At 61.3% G+C, this 18,642-nt stretch carries 18 protein-coding genes and 1 tRNA gene; 14 read left to right on the top strand and 5 right to left on the bottom strand.

Going from position 1 to position 18,642, the window contains the following annotated elements; all coding sequences use genetic code 11:
* Positions 1–6: 6 nt before the first annotated feature.
* The 6 genes from CRD60_RS00870 (at position 7) to CRD60_RS00850 (ending at position 3,611) form a co-directional block, all read left to right on the top strand.
* The gene (locus tag CRD60_RS00870) at positions 7–357 is read left to right on the top strand and encodes a hypothetical protein (RefSeq protein ID WP_127975597.1); all 351 of its coding nucleotides are present in this window, start codon (positions 7–9) and stop codon (positions 355–357) included.
* The gene (locus CRD60_RS08600; protein ID WP_127975596.1) at positions 350–736 is read left to right on the top strand and encodes a hypothetical protein; all 387 of its coding nucleotides are present in this window, start codon (positions 350–352) and stop codon (positions 734–736) included. Before CRD60_RS00870 ends, CRD60_RS08600 begins: the two co-directional genes overlap by 8 nt.
* Positions 726–1,481 carry a carbohydrate binding domain-containing protein gene (locus CRD60_RS00865; RefSeq protein ID WP_127975595.1) on the top strand — a complete coding sequence of 252 codons (756 nt, stop codon included), beginning with the start codon at positions 726–728 and terminating at the stop codon, positions 1,479–1,481. The genes CRD60_RS08600 and CRD60_RS00865 overlap by 11 nt, the downstream gene beginning before the upstream one ends.
* 79 nt (positions 1,482–1,560) lie before the next feature.
* On the top strand, positions 1,561–2,277 hold the full coding sequence (locus CRD60_RS00860) for an N-acetylmuramoyl-L-alanine amidase (RefSeq protein WP_113859423.1): 717 nt from the start codon (positions 1,561–1,563) through the stop codon (positions 2,275–2,277).
* A complete protein-coding gene (locus CRD60_RS08985) occupies positions 2,274–2,750 on the top strand; it encodes a hypothetical protein (protein WP_236630751.1) in 477 nt (158 codons plus the stop codon). The genes CRD60_RS00860 and CRD60_RS08985 overlap by 4 nt, the downstream gene beginning before the upstream one ends.
* A gap of 87 nt (positions 2,751–2,837) precedes the next feature.
* Complete coding sequence (locus CRD60_RS00850; protein WP_113859641.1) at positions 2,838–3,611, top strand: endolysin-like domain-containing protein; 774 nt, start codon at positions 2,838–2,840, stop codon at positions 3,609–3,611.
* A gap of 409 nt (positions 3,612–4,020) precedes the next feature.
* Here CRD60_RS00850 and CRD60_RS00845 read toward each other — a convergent pair.
* The 4 genes from CRD60_RS00845 to CRD60_RS08925 all read right to left on the bottom strand — a co-directional run bounded on the left by CRD60_RS00845 (position 4,021) and on the right by CRD60_RS08925 (position 6,097).
* A tRNA-His gene (locus tag CRD60_RS00845) sits at positions 4,021–4,096 on the bottom strand.
* Positions 4,097–4,983: 887 nt separating this feature from the next.
* Positions 4,984–5,193, bottom strand: a complete 210-nt coding sequence (locus tag CRD60_RS08935) for a cyclophilin-like fold protein (RefSeq protein WP_201737180.1) — start codon at positions 5,191–5,193, stop codon at positions 4,984–4,986.
* A gap of 219 nt (positions 5,194–5,412) precedes the next feature.
* Positions 5,413–5,637 carry a dihydrofolate reductase family protein gene (locus CRD60_RS09345; protein WP_407923155.1) on the bottom strand — a complete coding sequence of 75 codons (225 nt, stop codon included), beginning with the start codon at positions 5,635–5,637 and terminating at the stop codon, positions 5,413–5,415.
* A gap of 136 nt (positions 5,638–5,773) precedes the next feature.
* Positions 5,774–6,097, bottom strand: coding sequence for a hypothetical protein (locus tag CRD60_RS08925; RefSeq protein ID WP_201737179.1), 324 nt, complete (start codon positions 6,095–6,097; stop codon positions 5,774–5,776).
* A 601-nt stretch (positions 6,098–6,698) separates the two neighbouring features.
* Here CRD60_RS08925 and rpsL point away from each other — a divergent pair.
* The 6 genes from rpsL to nusB all read left to right on the top strand — a co-directional run bounded on the left by rpsL (position 6,699) and on the right by nusB (position 12,869).
* The gene (rpsL, locus tag CRD60_RS00825) at positions 6,699–7,070 is read left to right on the top strand and encodes a 30S ribosomal protein S12 (RefSeq protein WP_006294990.1); all 372 of its coding nucleotides are present in this window, start codon (positions 6,699–6,701) and stop codon (positions 7,068–7,070) included.
* Between the two features lie 5 nt (positions 7,071–7,075).
* Complete coding sequence (gene rpsG, locus CRD60_RS00820) at positions 7,076–7,546, top strand: 30S ribosomal protein S7 (protein ID WP_113859421.1); 471 nt, start codon at positions 7,076–7,078, stop codon at positions 7,544–7,546.
* Between the two features lie 30 nt (positions 7,547–7,576).
* Positions 7,577–9,706 carry an elongation factor G gene (fusA, locus tag CRD60_RS00815; RefSeq protein WP_113859420.1) on the top strand — a complete coding sequence of 710 codons (2,130 nt, stop codon included), beginning with the start codon at positions 7,577–7,579 and terminating at the stop codon, positions 9,704–9,706.
* A 170-nt stretch (positions 9,707–9,876) separates the two neighbouring features.
* Positions 9,877–11,076 (top strand): elongation factor Tu, encoded by a 1,200-nt coding sequence (tuf, locus tag CRD60_RS00810; RefSeq protein WP_113859419.1) that lies wholly within the window; start codon positions 9,877–9,879, stop codon positions 11,074–11,076.
* Positions 11,077–11,478: 402 nt separating this feature from the next.
* On the top strand, positions 11,479–12,042 hold the full coding sequence (gene efp, locus CRD60_RS00805; RefSeq protein ID WP_113859418.1) for an elongation factor P: 564 nt from the start codon (positions 11,479–11,481) through the stop codon (positions 12,040–12,042).
* 155 nt (positions 12,043–12,197) lie between these two features.
* On the top strand, positions 12,198–12,869 hold the full coding sequence (gene nusB, locus CRD60_RS00800; protein WP_113859417.1) for a transcription antitermination factor NusB: 672 nt from the start codon (positions 12,198–12,200) through the stop codon (positions 12,867–12,869).
* A gap of 109 nt (positions 12,870–12,978) precedes the next feature.
* Here nusB and CRD60_RS00795 read toward each other — a convergent pair whose 3' ends face one another.
* A complete protein-coding gene (locus CRD60_RS00795; RefSeq protein WP_161522148.1) occupies positions 12,979–13,602 on the bottom strand; it encodes a biotin transporter BioY in 624 nt (207 codons plus the stop codon).
* A 228-nt stretch (positions 13,603–13,830) separates the two neighbouring features.
* Here CRD60_RS00795 and carA point away from each other — a divergent pair, with 228 nt between their 5' ends.
* On the top strand, positions 13,831–15,093 hold the full coding sequence (carA, locus tag CRD60_RS00790; RefSeq protein ID WP_113859415.1) for a glutamine-hydrolyzing carbamoyl-phosphate synthase small subunit: 1,263 nt from the start codon (positions 13,831–13,833) through the stop codon (positions 15,091–15,093).
* A complete protein-coding gene (gene carB, locus CRD60_RS00785) occupies positions 15,086–18,457 on the top strand; it encodes a carbamoyl-phosphate synthase large subunit (RefSeq protein WP_113859414.1) in 3,372 nt (1,123 codons plus the stop codon). Before carA ends, carB begins: the two co-directional genes overlap by 8 nt.
* Positions 18,458–18,642 lie beyond the last annotated feature (185 nt).

Raw genomic sequence — 18,642 nt, 5'->3', positions numbered from 1 at the left:
CCCTTCATGCCTGTAATCCCTTTGACTGAGGGGGTCCTGGTGGCTCTGATCAACGCGGCCGCCCTGATCTGGGTGGGGGTCATGCAGTACCGCCAGCGGGCCACCAAGACGACCAGGGCCAAGGCCCAGGCCATGGAGGCAGGCATGAGGGCCATCCTCAAGTCCGAGCTGCTGGCCATCCACCGCGTCTACGTGCAGGCACCATCGCCCCCACCGATACCGGTGGAGGTCATGGACCAGGCCGACCAGATCTACCGGGCCTACCACGCCCTGGGCGGAAACGGGACCGGCACCCATTTGTACGAGGAGATCATGCGCGCCCACCTGGGGCGTGGGGAAGGTGGTGGTGATGACTGACGTGCTGGGCAGGGCCGTGGTCCTGGAGGCCGACCTGCTCCTGGTGGCCGGTGTGACCAACACCCGCCGGGTCAGGTACATGAGGCGGGTGCGCGGCGAGGATGGGCCGAGTCCGGTGGATATGTCGGGGTGGAGCGCGGTGTGCCAGATACGGCGATCGGGCACCCTGGTGGCCGATCTGAGCCCATGGGTGAGTCTTGGCGCTGATGGCGTCGCTCGGATCGACCCACCGCCCGGGGTGTCCCGTGCCTGGGGGCATGTCAGCGGGGTGTGGGACTTGGTGGTGTGTGACCCCGATGGCATGGTGGTGCGTCTGGTGGCCGGGTCGGCCACGATCATCGAGCCGGTGAGCAAGACGGAGGTGGAGCATGATGTGTGATGGCAGCGACATGGTGGTGGCCTGCGAGTCGGTGGGTCCCCGTGGTCCACGTGGCGAGCGGGGTCCCAAGGGTGATGCCGGCCCCGAGGGTCCCAGGGGCCCTCAAGGTCCACAGGGTCCGCAGGGTCCACAGGGTCCCAAGGGTGATAAGGGTCCACAGGGTCCCAAGGGTGATAAGGGTCCACAGGGTCCCAAGGGTGATACCGGGGCGCAGGGTCCACGCGGCGAGCAGGGGCCTGCCGGTATGTGTCCGGTGCCAGACCTGGTCCTCAACCCCGATTTCGATCCCAGTCTGGGCATGGTGGACATGCCGGCGACACCGGGGGTCTGCCTGGGTGCCACCGGCGCGCCCAAACCCTTGCCCGACGGGCACTACACCTGCGGCAGCACTAACCGGAGGGACACGTTCTTCTCGTCCTGGCGCATCCCCTACCGGCCCACCACCACATACCATTTCTCGGCATGGGTGTGCCCGGCCCCGGGGACCACCAAGCCCATCAGCCTGGGCACGGTCTACACCAGGACCACCGGCGGCACGACATTCGTCGACGATATCGCCACCAGCCCCATATCTGGCGGTTGGGTCCTGATAGAGGGCGACTGGACGACCCCGGACGAATGGGTCCCCAACCCACCGGGCAGCAAATCCACGCCAAGCCTGGCCTTCCGTCTCTTCATCGACGCCGCCAACGGCGACCATACCTGGTACGTGACCGGGGTCAGCGTCAAACGGGCAACGCACTGACCACGGCACGTGCGCCATCAGGCCATCCCATCCCGGGGTGGCCTTTTCCATGCCCCATCCGGGGCGGAGAGGAGGACATATGAATGTCCTATGGGTTGGCAGCCCCAACCACTATCAGGGCCGCAACGGCTACGGGGTGGACCATATCACCCTGCACATCATGGTCGGCCACCTGGCAGGCACCGATGCCGTGTTCGCCAATCCCGGCAGCACGGCCTCGGCCCACTACGGCATCGGCGCGGACGGCACCATCCACCAGTACGTGGCCGAGACTGACGGCTCCTACTCGGATGCCAACTGGGAGTCCAACAACAGCACCATCTCGATTGAGCATGAGGGTGGCATGGACGGGGTGCCCTGCACCAGGGCGTGCCTGGACGCCTCGGCCGAGCTCATGGCGGACATCGCCCGCAGGTATGGCTGGGACCGGCTGTGGCATGAGGGCCTGGACGGCAATGTGTGGCTGCACCGCGAGGTGCCCGGCACCGATCACGCCGGATGCCCCGACCTGGCCCCCAACGGCCTGGACGTGGACTATGTGATCGACAAGGCAAACGCACTACTGGCAGGCGCACCGTCTGCCGGAGAGGATGACGACATGCAAGCGATAATCCAAATCAACGACGAGCCGGGCCTGGCCTACTTCGACGGGAGCAGGCTGCACACCCTGACCCATCCCGACCAGGTCACCGCCCTGCAGTTGGTGGCACAGGCCTGCGGCAGGACCCTGCCGGCCATCAAGGTGGGTTCCGACCAGGCCCCTTGGGGCACCAGGCTCAGGGAGGCGCTGCAATGAGCGATACCAGCCGCATCGCGACCCTGGCCCCACATGAGCTGGTCCGTGCCCTGCCCGGTGATGCCGGAGCGACCGGACCGGTGACCCTGACCCCCATCAGCCCCGAGGAGCTTGACGGTCTGATGGCCGCCATGCCCACCGACACCAAGCCGCCAGCCGACGAAACCACAGCCGTCCCGGCTGCTAAGGCCCACGGTCCCAGGCATGCTGCCAGCCCGGACACGCCATCCAAGGACCTCCAGGCCCTGGTCGGCCAGACCGTCCAAGGCCAGCAGACAGGCGGCTACACGCCCGTCTTCGGCGACAAGGTGCGCACCGTGGTCTACATCCTGGCCCTGCTCGCCTCCGTCATCGGCCTGGGCCTCATGGCCTTCGGACACCCCGACATCGGCGGCTTCGTCAGCACCGCCGCCGGCATCATCGCCGCCGGCTTCGGCGTCACCTACAACCCCGTCCGCCTGGCGGGGAAATGAGTCTGCCCGCCCATCCGGACGGGACGCAACAGGAAAACAACAACATTAAGGAGATTGATATGGGAATAATGAATGGAGGTGGCCGGCATGGCGAGTGTCCAGAAGCTCATTGACCGCATGAAGTACTGGTGCGACGTGGCGAACATGGGCTACAACCAGAGCGACCGGTGGAACTTCAACCCGGCAGGTGGCAACTGCGACTGCAGCTCCCTGGTAATCCACTGCCTGCAAGAGGCCGGCTTCGATACGGGCTCCGCTGGCTACACCGGCAACCTGTCCGCCAATCTGACAGCCCGTGGCTGGGCACGCTTGCCCAACAACGGCAATCCGCGGCCTGGTGACATCCTGCTCAATGATGCGGCCCATGTGGCCGTCTACATCGGCGGGGGCCGGCTGGCCCAGGCCTCCATCAGCGAGAACGGATCCACGGCTGGCGCTCCTGGTGACCAGACCGGCGGCGAGACGAACACCAACCCCTACTACAACTTCCCGTGGGACTGCTATCTGCGGTGGACGGGAACCAACGACACAGACACACCAACCAACACAATAGGAGATGAAACCATGGCAATCGTATACGGATCGGACCAGTTCGCAGGCCTCAAGTACTGGGACGGGGTCAACCCCCCAACCGGTATCAAGAGCAACAACCATCTGAGCACGCTCCAGCAGTCCTACAAGGCAGCCACGGGACGTGACCTACCCATGCTGACCTTCAACGGCGCGTGGGCCGTCGTGGCCGAGCAATCCATGGTCGCAGCCAGCCAACAGCGCGACAAGCCCATCATGGACAGGCTCGCCCAGATCACCACCAAGATCGGCCAGATGGAGACCAAACTCAACCAGGTCGCCCACAAGTAGCCCGACCCACCCGTCCGCCAAGCGCGGACAGGGTAGAGGAGCCGCCGGCCATCACCGGCGGCTCCGACCAGCCTGACACGCACCCGTGTCACACTATCGCCCTCCCACTGCTCCGGCAGGGGAGGGCGGTTTTCGCATTGTTAGTGGTTTTGCATCTTTTTGACAGCAGAGGGAAGGCGAAATGACATCATGTTTGTTCCCTATGGCAGCGAAGTATAAATCTTTCCGGTCTATAACATTTGTCCGGAGGCAAGCACCTTTGCTGGTTGAAGGAAGCTATCACGTGTGACACGCGACGATTTGGTTTTGTCAATTATGGGTCACACATGGGTCACACATTTGTTGCTTGACGGTCTGTGAGAGGCTAAACAAAAACCCCTGCTCGCCTTGTGGGAGTAGGGGTTTGGTCTGGGGTGGCTAACGCGGCTCGAACGCGCGACCTCCTGAACCACAATCAGGTGCTCTACCGACTGAGCTATAGCCACCATGTCTATGCACTGTGGTGAACACAGGGCACAACAATGAGACACTATACATGATTGACGAAGATGGCACGCCGAAATTCATGTAAGTTCAGGAAGTTTAAAAGTCGGATACCGTGCCCTCTTTCTTGCCGGTAGTTCACGTTACTCGAGGTATTCCCAATCGCGGCGAAGCAGTTTTGAATCATCGGTTTTGGAGATCTCCAAGCAAATGTACTCTCCAGGAGACAGGAGCTTGATTTCCGGATTCTGCTTGTGTTCGCAGGGATTGCTGCCGTCGCGATGGCCGTTCATCATGATGTAGCCGGTTGACCTTATTTTCGCCTCTGAAACCGGTGCATCTGAGGAATTCCTGACCATGATGCCCACACAGTATTGTTCGAGATCCTTGACCGGATTGTCATAACTGTTGTAGTTTCAGGTGCTTGTCATTGAAGTCGATGCGCACCCACCAGGCATCGATGAGCCCGGCCTGGGCGCGGCGCTTTGCCAGGTATTCTAGGATGAGTTGGTAGTAGCGTCAGCGTCAGACCTACGGCCGTTGTAATCATTGAAATGATACTGACCAGACGTTGAGGTCTATCGTCGGCCTTTCGATAGATGAGTCCTGTAATGTTCGTTCATTCCAAGTGTAAGGGGAGGGTGACCTTGTCATCAGATGTTCGGACCTTCGCCCCTTATTCCTCATCATCTCTGTGTCACCATCACAGCTTTGTCGTCGGTCTTCTCCCGGCCGATGACCGCCGTCAGTCGTCCATGGTGAAGGTGGCCTCGGTGCCGTTGGGGTATGAGGCCCAATTCTCGCCGCCTGAATCGATGTGCCCCAGAATCCCCAGGCCGGAGGAGTGGCGGAAGGGGCGATAGAACTCGGTGAAGTTGCCCCAGGGGGCTTAGTAGGCCAGAACTCCAGCCTTTGCGGAAGTTTCGCTCGGGGAGCCACTGGTATCGAGTCTTTTTGGAAGTCCGGCAATTTTCTCGGTCTTGTTGAACTCCTGCAGGGATAAGGTCAGCGGTAGCAATGCCATGAAATTGCTGGCTGCCTTGCTTTCGTTCACGGTCGCCTTGAAGCTTGTGGAATTGATGGTGATGGTGTGAGCCATGGTTGGTTTCCTTTCCTTTGGATTGTCCTGGTTGGTCTTGCCTTCGGCCGATGGTTCTCGGCCATAGTGGGCCCTGTTTCCCTGTGTACTTTGACCGGTTCGTCCATCTTGGCTCCCCCTTGGCCTGGATCTGTCCGCAACCGGACAGCATCGAGCCTGCCAGCAGGGTGAGAAGGATGGCCAGGGACGGCAATGTGACCTGTCCTTTCCTGACCCTGGTCATGCCTGATGTTCCGGGAGATATCGGACACAGAGACCCCCGCCGTCCAGGACCTTTGCCGATTTCAGCTTGAAGCCGATGGGCCGGGGGTCCCCATTGAACCGCGAATCGAAGAGACGGGCGGAATCCGGCTGCCCATCGATGGTCGGGGCCACCACCAGGCTGACCTCGTCGCATAGGCCGGCATCGATGAAGCTCCAGTTGAGAATGCCTCCTACGCCCAGAAGCAGCTTGTCCAGATGAAAGAGCGTCTACAGCTTCTCCAATGCCAGCGGGATGTCGATCTCGGTCGGTCCTGCGACGATGTAGCGGATATCCATGCCCTGAGGAAGTCCTTGTACCCGTTGGACGCTTCTTCGGTCAGGACTTCGAGGACCCGGGCCTCATGGCCGGCGTAGGAGGTGGTCTTGGATCCCAACCCAGCTTGCCGTGGCGGTCGAAGGCGATGTAGTAGCAGGGCGCGCCGGTGCCGGTCATGAAGTCCCCCTCAGGCACGGCCGGGGCCTGAGAATCGATGACCGGTTTTCCCTTGGCGAAGTAATCGCTGGAGGTTCGGGTGCCGTAGATCCACCCCTGGAAGTAGAAGGTCGAGTCGGGGCCCTTATCGAAGCCCAGGCTTCTAAAGGCCTCCCCGACCTTGGGGCCGCAAGCCTGACCGAAGGGGCCGGTTATCCGTCCATCCATGGAGGTGAAGATATGCAGGGTGATTCTGGGTCAGGTCATGGTTCCTCTCTTCTGGCGCTGTGGGCCGGGTCGGCCGGTTCCTTGCAGGGATCGCCGGTCGCGCCGATGCCTGGTTATGGGCCTTCGGCGGCCTTCGAGCTGGTCTGACCTTTTCAGGCTGGGCTTCCGCAAAGAATAGGTACAATGTCTTTTTTGCCTGTCCATGCATACCTAGAAGGCATGGTTCTGTGCTGGTCATACAGACATAGGAATATTCGTCGGGTTGAACCCGGCGCAAGGCCAGCATCTCTGGATGCTTCCACGCTGACTGAGGATTGAGGATATGGAGGAATCGCCTCTTTCTCTTCACGCCGGAACTTGTCGCCCCTTGCGCTATACTTATAGCTTGTGTGTGCCAGCGGCAGGCCTTATGTCATAGGTCGGCAGGCTGGGATATCCCGAGATTCGTTGAGAGCGCGCAGTAATGCGGCGGCAGGAGAATATCGGGTCATCGGGCCGGTGAACTGTGGCTGTCTATCCGATTGTGGAAGTGCGCGTCGGTGGGCCGCAGGGTGGCGGTCTCACGAAAGCAAGCAGTAATCAACGAATCGGAGATTAGAAGTTGCCTACTATAGAACAACTTGTCCGTAAAGGACGGAAGGCAAAGCCGAAGAAGTCCAAGACTTTGGCTTTGAAGGGCAGCCCCCTGCGTCGTGGCGTGTGCACCCGTGTCTACACCACCACGCCGAAGAAGCCGAACTCGGCTCTTCGTAAGGTGGCTCGTGTGCGCCTGAGCTCTGGCGTCGAAGTTACCGCCTACATCCCCGGCGAGGGCCACAACCTCCAGGAGCACTCCATCGTGCTCGTGCGCGGTGGCCGTGTCAAGGATCTCCCCGGTGTGCGTTACCACATCGTGCGTGGAGCCCTTGATACCCAGGGCGTCAAGGACCGCAAGCAGGGCCGTTCCCTGTACGGAGCAAAGAAGGCGAAGTAAGCGATATGTCACGTAAAGGACCTGCCAAGAAGCACCAACTGCTGCCCGATCCCATCTACGGATCGACCGTTGTTGCCCAGCTCATCAACAAGATTCTGCTTGACGGCAAGAAGTCCATCGCCGAGGACATCGTCTACTCGGCCCTGGATATGGTCAAGGAGAAGACCGACCAGGAGCCCGTCGCCGTTCTCAAGCGCGCCCTGGACAACATCCGTCCCAGCCTTGAGGTGCGTTCCCGTCGAGTCGGTGGCGCCACCTACCAGGTGCCCGTCGAGGTCAAGCCCGTCCGCGCAAACGCCCTGTCCCTGCGCTGGCTCACCGACTTCTCCCGCAAGCGCCGTGAGAAGACCATGGCCGAGCGCCTGGCCAACGAGATTCTCGATGCCTCCAATGGCTTGGGAGCCTCCGTCAAGCGTCGCGAGGACACCCACAAGATGGCCGAAGCCAACAAGGCCTTCGCTCACTATCGCTGGTAATTCGAGAAGATCAAGAGCTAAGGAACACTTATGGCACAAGACGTGCTTACCAATCTCAATGAGATTCGCAACATCGGCATCATGGCCCATATTGATGCCGGCAAGACCACCACGACCGAGCGCATCCTCTTCTATACCGGCAAGAACTACAAAATCGGTGAGACCCACGATGGCGCTTCGACCATGGACTTCATGGCCCAGGAGCAGGAACGCGGCATCACCATCCAGTCCGCGGCAACCACCTGCTTCTGGAACCGTCAGAGTCATGACACCAAGGAGAAGTTCCAGATCAACATCATCGATACCCCCGGCCACGTGGACTTCACGGCCGAGGTCGAGCGCTCCCTGCGAGTCCTCGACGGTGCTGTTGCTGTCTTCGACGGCAAGGAGGGCGTTGAGCCCCAGTCCGAGACCGTTTGGCGTCAGGCCGACAAGTACGGCGTGCCCCGCATCTGCTTCATCAACAAGATGGACAAGCTGGGCGCCGACTTCTACTACTCCGTGAAGACCATCAAGGAGAAGCTGGGAGCTGTTCCGCTGGTCGTTCAGCTGCCCATCGGCGCTGAGAACGACTTCATGGGCGTCGTCGACCTGGTTCGTATGAAGGCCTACGTCTGGAACGATGTGTCCGGCGATCTGGGTGCCCACTACGACACCACCGACATTCCCGCCGACATGCAGGAGCGCGCCGAGCAGTACCGTGGCGAGCTGCTGGATGCCGTCGCCGAGTCCGATGAGTCCCTGTTGGAGAAGTACCTGGAGTCCGGCGATCTCTCCGAAGAGGAGATTCGCAAGGGCATCCGTAAGCTGACGGTGAACCGTGAGGCTTACCCGGTCCTGTGCGGCTCCGCCTTCAAGGACAAGGGTGTGCAGCCCATGCTGGACGCCGTCATCGACTACCTGCCCAGCCCTGAGGATGTCCCCTCCATCGTCGGCTTCGATCCTTCCGATGAGTCCATCGAGATCGACCGCAAGCCCACCACGGATGACCCCTTCTCAGCTCTGGTCTTCAAGATCTCCACCCACCCCTTCTACGGAAAGCTCGTCTTCGTGCGGGTCTACTCCGGCCAGGTCAAGCCCGGCGACACCCTGCTGGACTCCACCAAGGGCAAGAAGGAGCGCGTCGGCAAGATCTTCCAGATGCACGCCGACAAGGAGAACCCCGTCGAATCGGCTGAAGCCGGCAACATCTACACCTTCGTCGGCCTGAAGAACGTCACCACCGGTGACACCCTCTGCGACGACAAGGCTCCCATCTCCCTTGAGTCCATGACCTTCCCCGACCCCGTCATCGAGGTCGCGGTTGAGCCCAAGACCAAGGCCGACCAGGAGAAGATGTCCATCGCACTGGCCAAACTCTCCGACGAGGATCCGACCTTCCGGGTCAAGACGGACGAGGAATCCGCCCAGACCCTGATCTCCGGCATGGGCGAGCTTCAGCTGGACATCATCATCGACCGTATGCGTCGTGAGTTCAACGTGGACTGCACCGTGGGCAACCCCCAGGTCGCCTACCGCGAGACCATCCGCAAGGCGGTCATGAACCAGGAATACACCCACAAGAAGCAGACGGGTGGTTCCGGCCAGTTCGCAAAGGTCCTGATGAACTTCGAGCCCCTGGACACCACCGAGGGCGAGACCTACGAGTTCGAGAACAAGGTCACCGGTGGCCACATCACCAAGGAATTCATTCCTTCCATTGATGCTGGCGTCCGTGAGGCAATGGAATCCGGCATCCTGGCAGGCTTCCCCGTGGTGGGCGTCAAGGCTACCGTCACCGACGGTCAGATCCACGATGTCGACTCCTCGGAGATGGCCTTCAAGATTGCAGGCTCCATGGCCTTCAAGACGGCTGCCCCCAAGGCAAAGCCGGTCATTCTCGAGCCCATCATGGCTGTGGAGATCCGCACGCCTGAAGAGTACATGGGTGATGTCATGGGCGACGTGAACTCCCGCCGTGGCAACATCCAGTCCATGACAGACGCCACCGGCGTCAAGGTCATCGACGCCAAGGTGCCGCTGAGCGAGATGTTCGGCTACATCGGCGACCTGCGGTCCAAGACCCAGGGTCGCGCCATGTTCACCATGACCATGGACTCCTACGCGGAGGTCCCCAAGACCGTCGCCGACGAGATCATCAAGGCCCAGCGGGGCGAGTGAACACGCACGCTGCTTTGAGCGAAACTGTCGCCAGTCAGCGCTAATATCTTGTAGCGCTGACTGGGTTAGGGCTTAAAGTGGCGAACAACCCAGAAACCCAGTAATATGTAGCGGGTGCCTGTGGCCAAGGGCACAGGCAAAACTACGAGACGTCCAGGAGGACAAAAGTAATGGCAAAGGAAAAGTACGAGCGTACTAAGCCGCACGTTAACATTGGTACCATCGGCCACGTCGATCACGGTAAGACCACCCTGACCGCCGCCATCTCCAAGGTGCTGCATGAGGAGTACCCGGACATCAACCCCGAGTACGATTTCGATCAGATTGATGCTGCTCCTGAGGAGAAGGATCGTGGTATCACGATCAACATCGCTCACATCGAGTACCAGACCGAGAAGCGTCACTACGCCCACGTCGACTGCCCCGGCCACGCCGACTTCGTCAAGAACATGATCACCGGTGCCGCCCAGATGGATGGCGCCATCCTCGTGGTCGCCGCCACCGACGGCCCCATGGCCCAGACCCGCGAGCACGTGCTGCTCGCCCGTCAGGTCGGTGTGCCGAAGATCATCGTTGCCCTGAACAAGTGCGACATGGTCGAGGATGACGAGCTCATCGAGCTCGTCGAGGAAGAGGTCCGTGACCTCCTGGACGAGAACGGTTTCGACCGCGACTGCCCGGTCGTTCGCACCTCCGCCTACGGCGCTCTGCACGACGATGCTCCCGACCACGACAAGTGGGTCGAGACCGTCAAGGAGCTCATGAAGGATGTCGACGAGTACATCCCGACCCCCACCCACGATCTGGACAAGCCTTTCCTGATGCCCATCGAGGATGTCTTCACCATCTCCGGTCGTGGCACCGTGGTGACTGGTCGTGTCGAGCGTGGTAAGCTGCCCATCAACTCCAGCGTTGAGATCGTCGGCATCCGCGACACCCAGACCACTACCGTCACCTCCATCGAGACCTTCCACAAGCAGATGGACGAGGCCGAGGCTGGCGACAACACCGGTCTGCTCCTGCGCGGCATCAACCGTGAGGACGTCGAGCGTGGCCAGGTTGTGGCTGCTCCCAAGTCCGTGACCCCCCACACCAAGTTCGAGGGTGAGGTCTACGTGCTGACCAAGGATGAGGGTGGCCGTCACTCGCCGTTCTTCTCCAACTACCGTCCTCAGTTCTACTTCCGCACCACCGACGTGACTGGTGTCATCACTCTGCCTGACGGCGTTGAGATGGTCCAGCCCGGCGACCACGCCACCTTCTCCGTTGAGCTGATTCAGCCCATCGCCATGGAAGAGGGCCTGACCTTCGCAGTGCGCGAGGGTGGTCGTACGGTCGGCTCCGGTCGTGTGACCAAGATCATCGAGTAGTTGATGGTCTGATGGAGGTTGAGGCCGCAGGCTTCCTCCTCCGCCAACCCTGAATGAGGGATTCGGTCTGCGGACCGGATCCCTTTTTCGTACCCTGTACGTCTGATTGTGAATCGGCCCAGTCTCCAACCACCTTCTGCCGCCAGACCTCCAGAATCGTGTTCCCCACCCAGCTTGTGCCCCCATCCCTTTGCCTCCTGGTCCACAGGACTTCTCCCATCTACCCAATGTCCCGTACGTACATGGCGGCCCTTGTCCAGGTCGTATCAACAAGGACCCAAATCGGCTGGATTCGTCGCCTTCGACGCACTATGAGGCTGGTGGTTTTTCTATACGTCATGGCATAATGAGCGAGGCGATTCTATAGATTGTCTGACTACCGAGAAATCAAGGTGACTACACGTGGCACAAACTAGCAACGACATCAAGAACGGATCCGTCCTGAACCTGGATGGGCAACTGTGGACCGTGACCAAGTTCCAGCACGTCAAGCCCGGCAAGGGTCCGGCCTTCGTGCGCACGACCATCAAGAACGTGCTGTCCGGCAAGATCGTTGACAAGACCTTCAACGCGGGCATGAAGATGGAGTTCGAGACAGTCGACAACCGCACCCTTCAATACTCCTATGAGGACGGCGACAGCTACGTCTTCATGGATATGAACACCTACGACCAGGTCAGCATTCCCAAGACACTGGTGGGTGATCAGAGCAAGTTCCTGCTTGAGGGTACCGACTGCATCATCAGCTTCCACGACGGCGCCCCCCTGTCCGTTGAGCTGCCCGCATCCGTCATCCTGACCATCACCCACACCGAGCCCGGTGTCCAGGGCAACCGCTCCAACGCCGGTACCAAGCCCGCCACCGTCGAGACCGGTGCCGAGATTCAGGTCCCACTGTTCGTGGGTGAGGGCGAGAAGGTCAAGGTCGACACACGCGATGGCTCCTACCTGGGCCGCGAGAACTAGGTATCGCCTACTGTGGTTCACTCGGCTGCAACCGGTCGGGTGAACCGTTTGCGTTATAAGGCAACTGATGGAAGGCCCTGACCGGCGTGACCCACGCCAGTCATAAGCTTGATTGGCCCAGCTCGGGCCGAGAAGATGAATTGAGGGGTACACGTATGGCACGGTCCACAGCACGCAAGAGGGCCTTGAATACTTTGTATGAGGCCGATGAGAAGGGCCAAGACATCAGCTCCCTCCTGGAGGAGCGCATCGAGCACCCCGGAGCCCAGACCCCCCTGCCTGACTATGCCATTGAGATGGTTCGTGGGGTGGCCCAACACAGGAAGGCCGTTGACGCAGCCCTCAACGAGTATTCGCAGAGTTGGAAGGTCTGGCGCATGCCGGTCATTGACAGGAACATTCTGCGTATGGCCACCTGGGAGATTGTCTGGAATGAGGATGTTCCCGACAAGGTCGCTATTGATGAGGCCTTGAACCTGGCGAAGTCCCTGAGCGATGACGACTCACCCTCCTTCATCCACGGACTGCTCAGCGCAATCTGCCTCCACACAGAGGAGATAGCCCTTCAGGAGAAGACGGAGACCCAAGCAGCCGAATCAGCAGACGAGTCCGAGACCAAATCTGAGACTGAGTCCGAAACAGAATCCGAGACCGAGACTGGTTCCGAAATGGCAGTCGAGGCCAGTGCCGACCACAAAACCCATGTTGACTCAGTTGATGGCGACTTCCGGACCTTGGACCACAAGCCAGAGGATATGGCCCAGGGCAATCAGATTCAAGCAGATTCTCCCACTGCTGTGCCTTCGGCAGAGCAACCCCAGGCCTAGAGGCAGCCCATCGTGCCTTCGGCGGGATTAACGGTGCAACCCAGTAAGACAGGAACCCTGTAAGCCCTGAAAAGTGTATTACACTATCCTCAGCAAAGCTGAGGATAGGTCATTTCTGCGTGCTTGTGGAATCGCTATGGCGCTTGGCCTGCCTTAGCCACTCATCCGACCCGCAGCTGATGATGGTGGCCGCCAGTAGCTTGATGAGGTCGCCGGGTACAAAGGCAGTCGATGCCGCGGCCACGCTGGCAGAGGGCACTCCAGTGATGGCGGATTGGAGTCCAAAGCCCAAGAGGTAGACCAGCAGGAGGCAGCCCAAGCCACCAGCCAGCAGATAGGAGAGCATCCTCCGCCAGGCCCCTATGGTCGGGTTGACGGTCAGCCTCTGCCTAAGCCAGGCGGTCAGCATGACGCCAGGTAGGAAGCCAAGTAGGAATCCGGCGCTTGGTCCCAGGAGCGACATGGTGGAGCCACCATTGGCGAAGACCGGCAGGCCCAGGGCCCCGGCTGCCAGGTATGCCGTCACGATGCTGCCGGCCTGCCGCCAGGGGAGGGTCAGCCCCATCAGCAGGAGCACGAAGCTTTGCAGGGTGAGGGGGACCGGGGTGCCTGGGATGTGAATGGCGCCCACCGCTGCGGAGGTCCAAAGCGACAAGACGTAGATTCCGCCCCTGACCCAGATGCATATCCTGCCTGTCTGGTCCATGGTGGTGGATGTGGTTGTCGTAAGCAAGGTGATCCTCTCTGTCGGCCTCAGTGGTGCACCGCCGTCAATCCTATGGTTCCGCTCCTGGCCACGGCCATGTGAGACGCTACAGGAATGGCCAGGGATTCTTGTTGGAATACGACAAGGTGGACTGCCAGCCATCCGCATGATGAACCACGGTGTGAGCGAGATGGCCATTGTTCTACGCTTTCGTGTACACTTAGGAGGAATATCCGCTGCGATAAAGGGGTTCAGGTGAATCTGAATGACGCCAAAGCCGTTGCAGTCGATAGTTATTCCCACAATCAAGCGCTCCTGATCCTGGAGGATGGGCAAGTGTATGTGGGCGACTCCTACGGCGCACAAGGTCAGACACTCGGTGAGATTGTTTTTGCCACAGGTATGACGGGGTATCAGGAAACCCTGACCGACCCCAGCTATGATCGGCAGATTGTGGTCCAGACCTTCCCACATATCGGTGACACCGGCGTGAACAGTGAGGACCCGGAATCCTCTCGCATCTGGGTGGCAGGCTACGTGGTCCGCCAGCCCAGTCCGACGGTGAGCAACTGGCGAGCGACCGACAGTCTCGACCATGATCTGGAGGCCAATCAGATCGTTGGCATCAGCCATATCGACACCCGTAAGTTGGTTCGTCACCTACGTTCCGCTGGTGTGATGCGGGCCGGAATCTTCTCCGGTGACGCCCTGAGCGACCCGGTCACGGGGGAGGGGCGGACCAGGCAGGCCCTGCTGGACCTGGTCAGGCAGAGCCCGCAGATGCAGGGGGCCCGTCTCTACGACCATGCCAGCGCCAAGGAGGCCTACACGGTGGAGCCTTGCGGCGATTGGGCCGGTCGGGAGCCGATCTGCACCGTGGCAGCCCTCGACCTTGGCCTCAAGGCCATGACACCACATCGTATGGCCGAACGGGGCTGCAGGGTCCATGTGCTGCCCTCCACCGCGTCCTTTGCGGACATCCAAGCCCTCAATCCCAGCGGGGTCTTCTTCTCCAATGGTCCCGGTGATCCGCAGGAGGCGCCAGGTGCCATCGAACTCTTGCGGGAGGTATTGGACGCGGGTTACCCCTTCTTCGGCATCTGCTTTGGCAACCAGCTCTTCGGCCGCGCCCTGGGTTTTGACACCTACAAGCTCAAATTCGGTCACCGCGGGGTCAACCAGCCGGTCCAGGACCTGACCACCGGCAAGGTGGAGGTCACGGCCCACAACCACGGCTTCGCGGTCGATGCGCCCATCGGCCAGGTGCTGTCCTCGCCCTATGGCCCTGGCAGGTACGGCCGGGTGCAGGTCTCTCACGTGGACCTCAACGACAATGTGGTCGAGGGGCTTCAATGCCTTGACATACCCGCCTTCTCGGTCCAGTACCACCCGGAGGCGGCGGCTGGTCCACACGATGCCGCCTATCTGTTCGATCGCTTCGTGGACCTCATGAGGTCCAGCCAACAGCGTGTTCCGGTCACAGCCGCCCAGAGGCAGGAGGGAAGCTTCAATGCCTAAGCGCAGTGACATCAAGTCGGTCATGGTCATCGGTTCCGGCCCCATCGTCATTGGTCAGGCTGCGGAGTTCGACTATTCGGGCACCCAGGCCTGCCGGGTTCTGAGGGAGGAGGGCATCAGGGTCATCCTGGTCAACTCCAACCCGGCCACCATCATGACCGACCCGGAGATGGCTGATGCCACATACATCGAACCCATCGACACCGGCATTCTCGAGGGCATCATCGCCAAGGAACGCCCTGACGCCCTCCTGCCCACCCTGGGCGGTCAGACGGCCCTGAATGCGGCCATGGCCCTGGGCAAGGCCGGCATTCTTGACCGCTACCATGTGGAACTCATCGGCGCCTCCCTGGAGGCCATAGACCGGGGCGAGGACCGGGAGCTTTTCAAGAAGGTGGTCGAGGAGGCCGGAGCCGACTCCGCCCGCTCGGCCATCGCCCACTCCATGGAGGAGGTCGAGCAGGCGGTTGAGGACCTGGGAGGCTACCCGGTGGTGGTTCGCCCCAGCTTCACCATGGGCGGCCTGGGGTCGGGCATAGCCCACAACGACAAGGAACTCCGCCGGTATGCCGGTGCTGGCCTGCATGACTCACCCACCGACGAGGTGCTGATCGAAGAGGGCATCGAAGGCTGGAAGGAGTATGAGCTGGAGCTCATGCGCGACCGCAAGGACAATGTGGTGGTCGTCTGCCCCATCGAGAACATCGACCCGGTCGGTGTCCATACCGGGGACTCGATCACCGTGGCCCCAACCCTCACCCTGACCGACCGTGAGTACCAGAAGCTGCGCGACATCGGCATCGCCATCATCCGGGGCGTGGGAGTGGACACCGGTGGCTGCAACATCCAGTTCGCCATCAATCCCGATACCGGCCGGATCGTCGTCATCGAAATGAACCCGCGTGTCTCCAGGTCCTCGGCCCTGGCCTCCAAGGCCACCGGCTATCCAATCGCCAAGATCGCCGCCAAACTGGCCCTGGGCTACACCCTGGACGAGATTGACAACGACATCACCAAGTCCACGCCGGCCTGCTTTGAACCGACCATCGACTATGTGGTCACCAAGATTCCCCGCTTCGCCTTCGAGAAGTTCCCTGGAGCCGACCCCACCCTGACCACCTCCATGAAGTCCGTGGGCGAGGCCATGGCCCTCGGTGGCAACTTCCAGGAATCCCTGGGCAAGGCCATGCGGTCCATCGACAAGCGGCACATGGGCTTCTCCTGGGATGGCGAGCGGCCCGACCAGGCCGAAGTCGTCCAGTTGCTGGAGGCCATGCATCAGCCGACTGAGGAGCGCTACCTGCAGATTCAGCGGGCCATCTGGGGCGGGGCGACACTGGAGCAGATTTTCGCCGCCACCAAGATTGACCCCTGGTTCCTCCAGCAGTTCATCCTGATCAATCAGCTCGCCCTGGGCATAGGCGCCGCTGAGGCCCTCACCCCGGACCTGCTGCGCAGGGCTAAGGAGGCCGGTTTCTCCGACCTGCAGATAGCGCACCTGCGGGGGCTGGGCGATGCCGGCGAGGACACGGTGCGCGAACTGCGCTGGAACTACGGCATCAGGCCGGTCTACAAGACCGTCGACACCTGTGCGGCGGAGTTCGACGCGGCCACGCCCTACTACTACTCCAGCTACGCCGATGAGAGCGAGCTGAGGACCCGCGAGCGTCAGGCTGTGATCATCCTCGGTTCCGGTCCCAACCGCATCGGCCAGGGCATCGAGTTCGACTATACCTGCGTCCATGCGGTCCAGGAGCTGGGTCAGGACTATGACACCATCATGGTCAACTGCAACCCGGAGACCGTCTCGACTGATTACGACATGTCCGACCGTCTCTACTTCGAGCCCCTGACCTTCGAGGATGTCATCGAGATCTACCAGGCCGAGCTCAAGATGGGCCCCGTCAAGGGTGTGGTCGTCCAGCTGGGTGGCCAGACGCCCCTGTCGCTGGCAGCCAGGCTCAAGGCGGCTGGTGTGCCGGTCCTGGGCACTTCGCCCGAGGCCATAGACCTGGCGGAGAACCGTGAGCTCTTCGGCCAGGTCCTGCACGAGGAGGGCCTGAACGCCCCCCGCTACGGCACGGCCCTGAGCATGGAGGAGGCCCGCCGGGCAGCGCAGAACATCGGATACCCGGTGCTGGTCCGCCCCTCCTACGTCCTTGGCGGGCGTGGCATGGAGATTGTCTACGACGACGCCCAGCTGGAGAAGTACGTCAACCGGGCCCTGTCCGAGGCCAAGGCGGACACGGTCGTCTCCGGCCGCCTGCCCTCGCCCCTCCTGATCGACAAGTTCCTCCAGGATGCCATTGAGATTGATGTGGATGCGCTCTATGACGGCCAGGAGCTCTATATCGGCGGAGTCATGGAGCATGTGGAGGAGGCGGGCATCCACTCAGGTGATGCCGCCTGCACCCTGCCACCCGCCACGCTCTCGGACGAGCAGATCAGACGACTGCGCTCGGCCACCCTCTCCATAGCCAAGGGCTGCCAGGTCAAGGGGCTCATCAATGTGCAGTATGCCTTCATGGCCAATACCCTCTATGTCATAGAGGCCAATCCCAGGGCCTCCAGGACCGTTCCCTTCGCCTCCAAGGCAACCGGTGTCGCCTTGGCCAAGGCTGCGGCCAGGATCCTGCTGGGGGAGACCGTCCAGCAGCAGCGGGACCGTGGCCTGCTCCTGCCGTCCGGTGACGGTGGCGACATGCGCCCCGGCCAGCAGGTGGCCGTCAAGGAGTCCGTCCTGCCCTTCCGGCGCTTCCACACCCCGGAGGGTAAGACTGTGGACATCCTCCTTGGCCCTGAGATGCGTTCGACCGGTGAGGTCATGGGCTTCGACCGTGACTTCCCCCACGCCTTCGCCAAGAGCCAGCTGGCCGCATACCCGGGTGGCCTGCCCACCAGTGGCAATGTCTTCCTGTCGGTCAACGACAGCGATAAGCGGGAGCTGCCCCTGGTCGCCGTCCGCTTGGTCCAGCAGGGCTTCACCCTGTGGGCCACTAAGGGTACCGCCTCGGTGCTCAGCCGTTATGGCATCGAGAGTCAACCGGTCGCCAAGGTTTCGGAGACTACAGCCCAGGGCACTAATCAGGCCGGGGCCCATTCCCCGCGCAATGTCATTGACCTGATCGAGGACGGGACCATAACCATGGTGCTCAACACCCCCTCGTCCAAGGGGTCCAGGTCGGACGGCTACGCCATTCGTGCGGCCGCCATCGTGGCTGACATAGCCCACTTCACGACCATGAGGGAGTTCTCGGCGGCCCTGCTGGCCATTGACGCTGTCAAGGCGCATGACTACCAGGTCATGAGCATTCAGGAACATGCCCAGGCCCTGTTCGACCTGGAAGCCCAGGACCAGTCCTGACATATGGCCCCGGCCAGGCGGGGCGGGGAACATGACAATTCTTCTGGTGTGGGGCAGCAACCCCCACTGGCAATGGTGGACTGTGGCTAGCCGTTCATGGCCCTGATGGAAACGACCATCACCGCAGATTCAGTCGGTTCGCTACCGGTGCTGTGCGTGCAGTCCAGCTAAGGCTGACCTACGCC

This window comes from Bifidobacterium aemilianum (assembly GCF_003315635.1).
GTDB classification, from domain to species: domain Bacteria; phylum Actinomycetota; class Actinomycetes; order Actinomycetales; family Bifidobacteriaceae; genus Bifidobacterium; species Bifidobacterium aemilianum.
The sequence above is the reverse complement of the archived record's forward strand: the minus strand, read 5'-3'. Positions and strand labels throughout refer to the sequence as shown.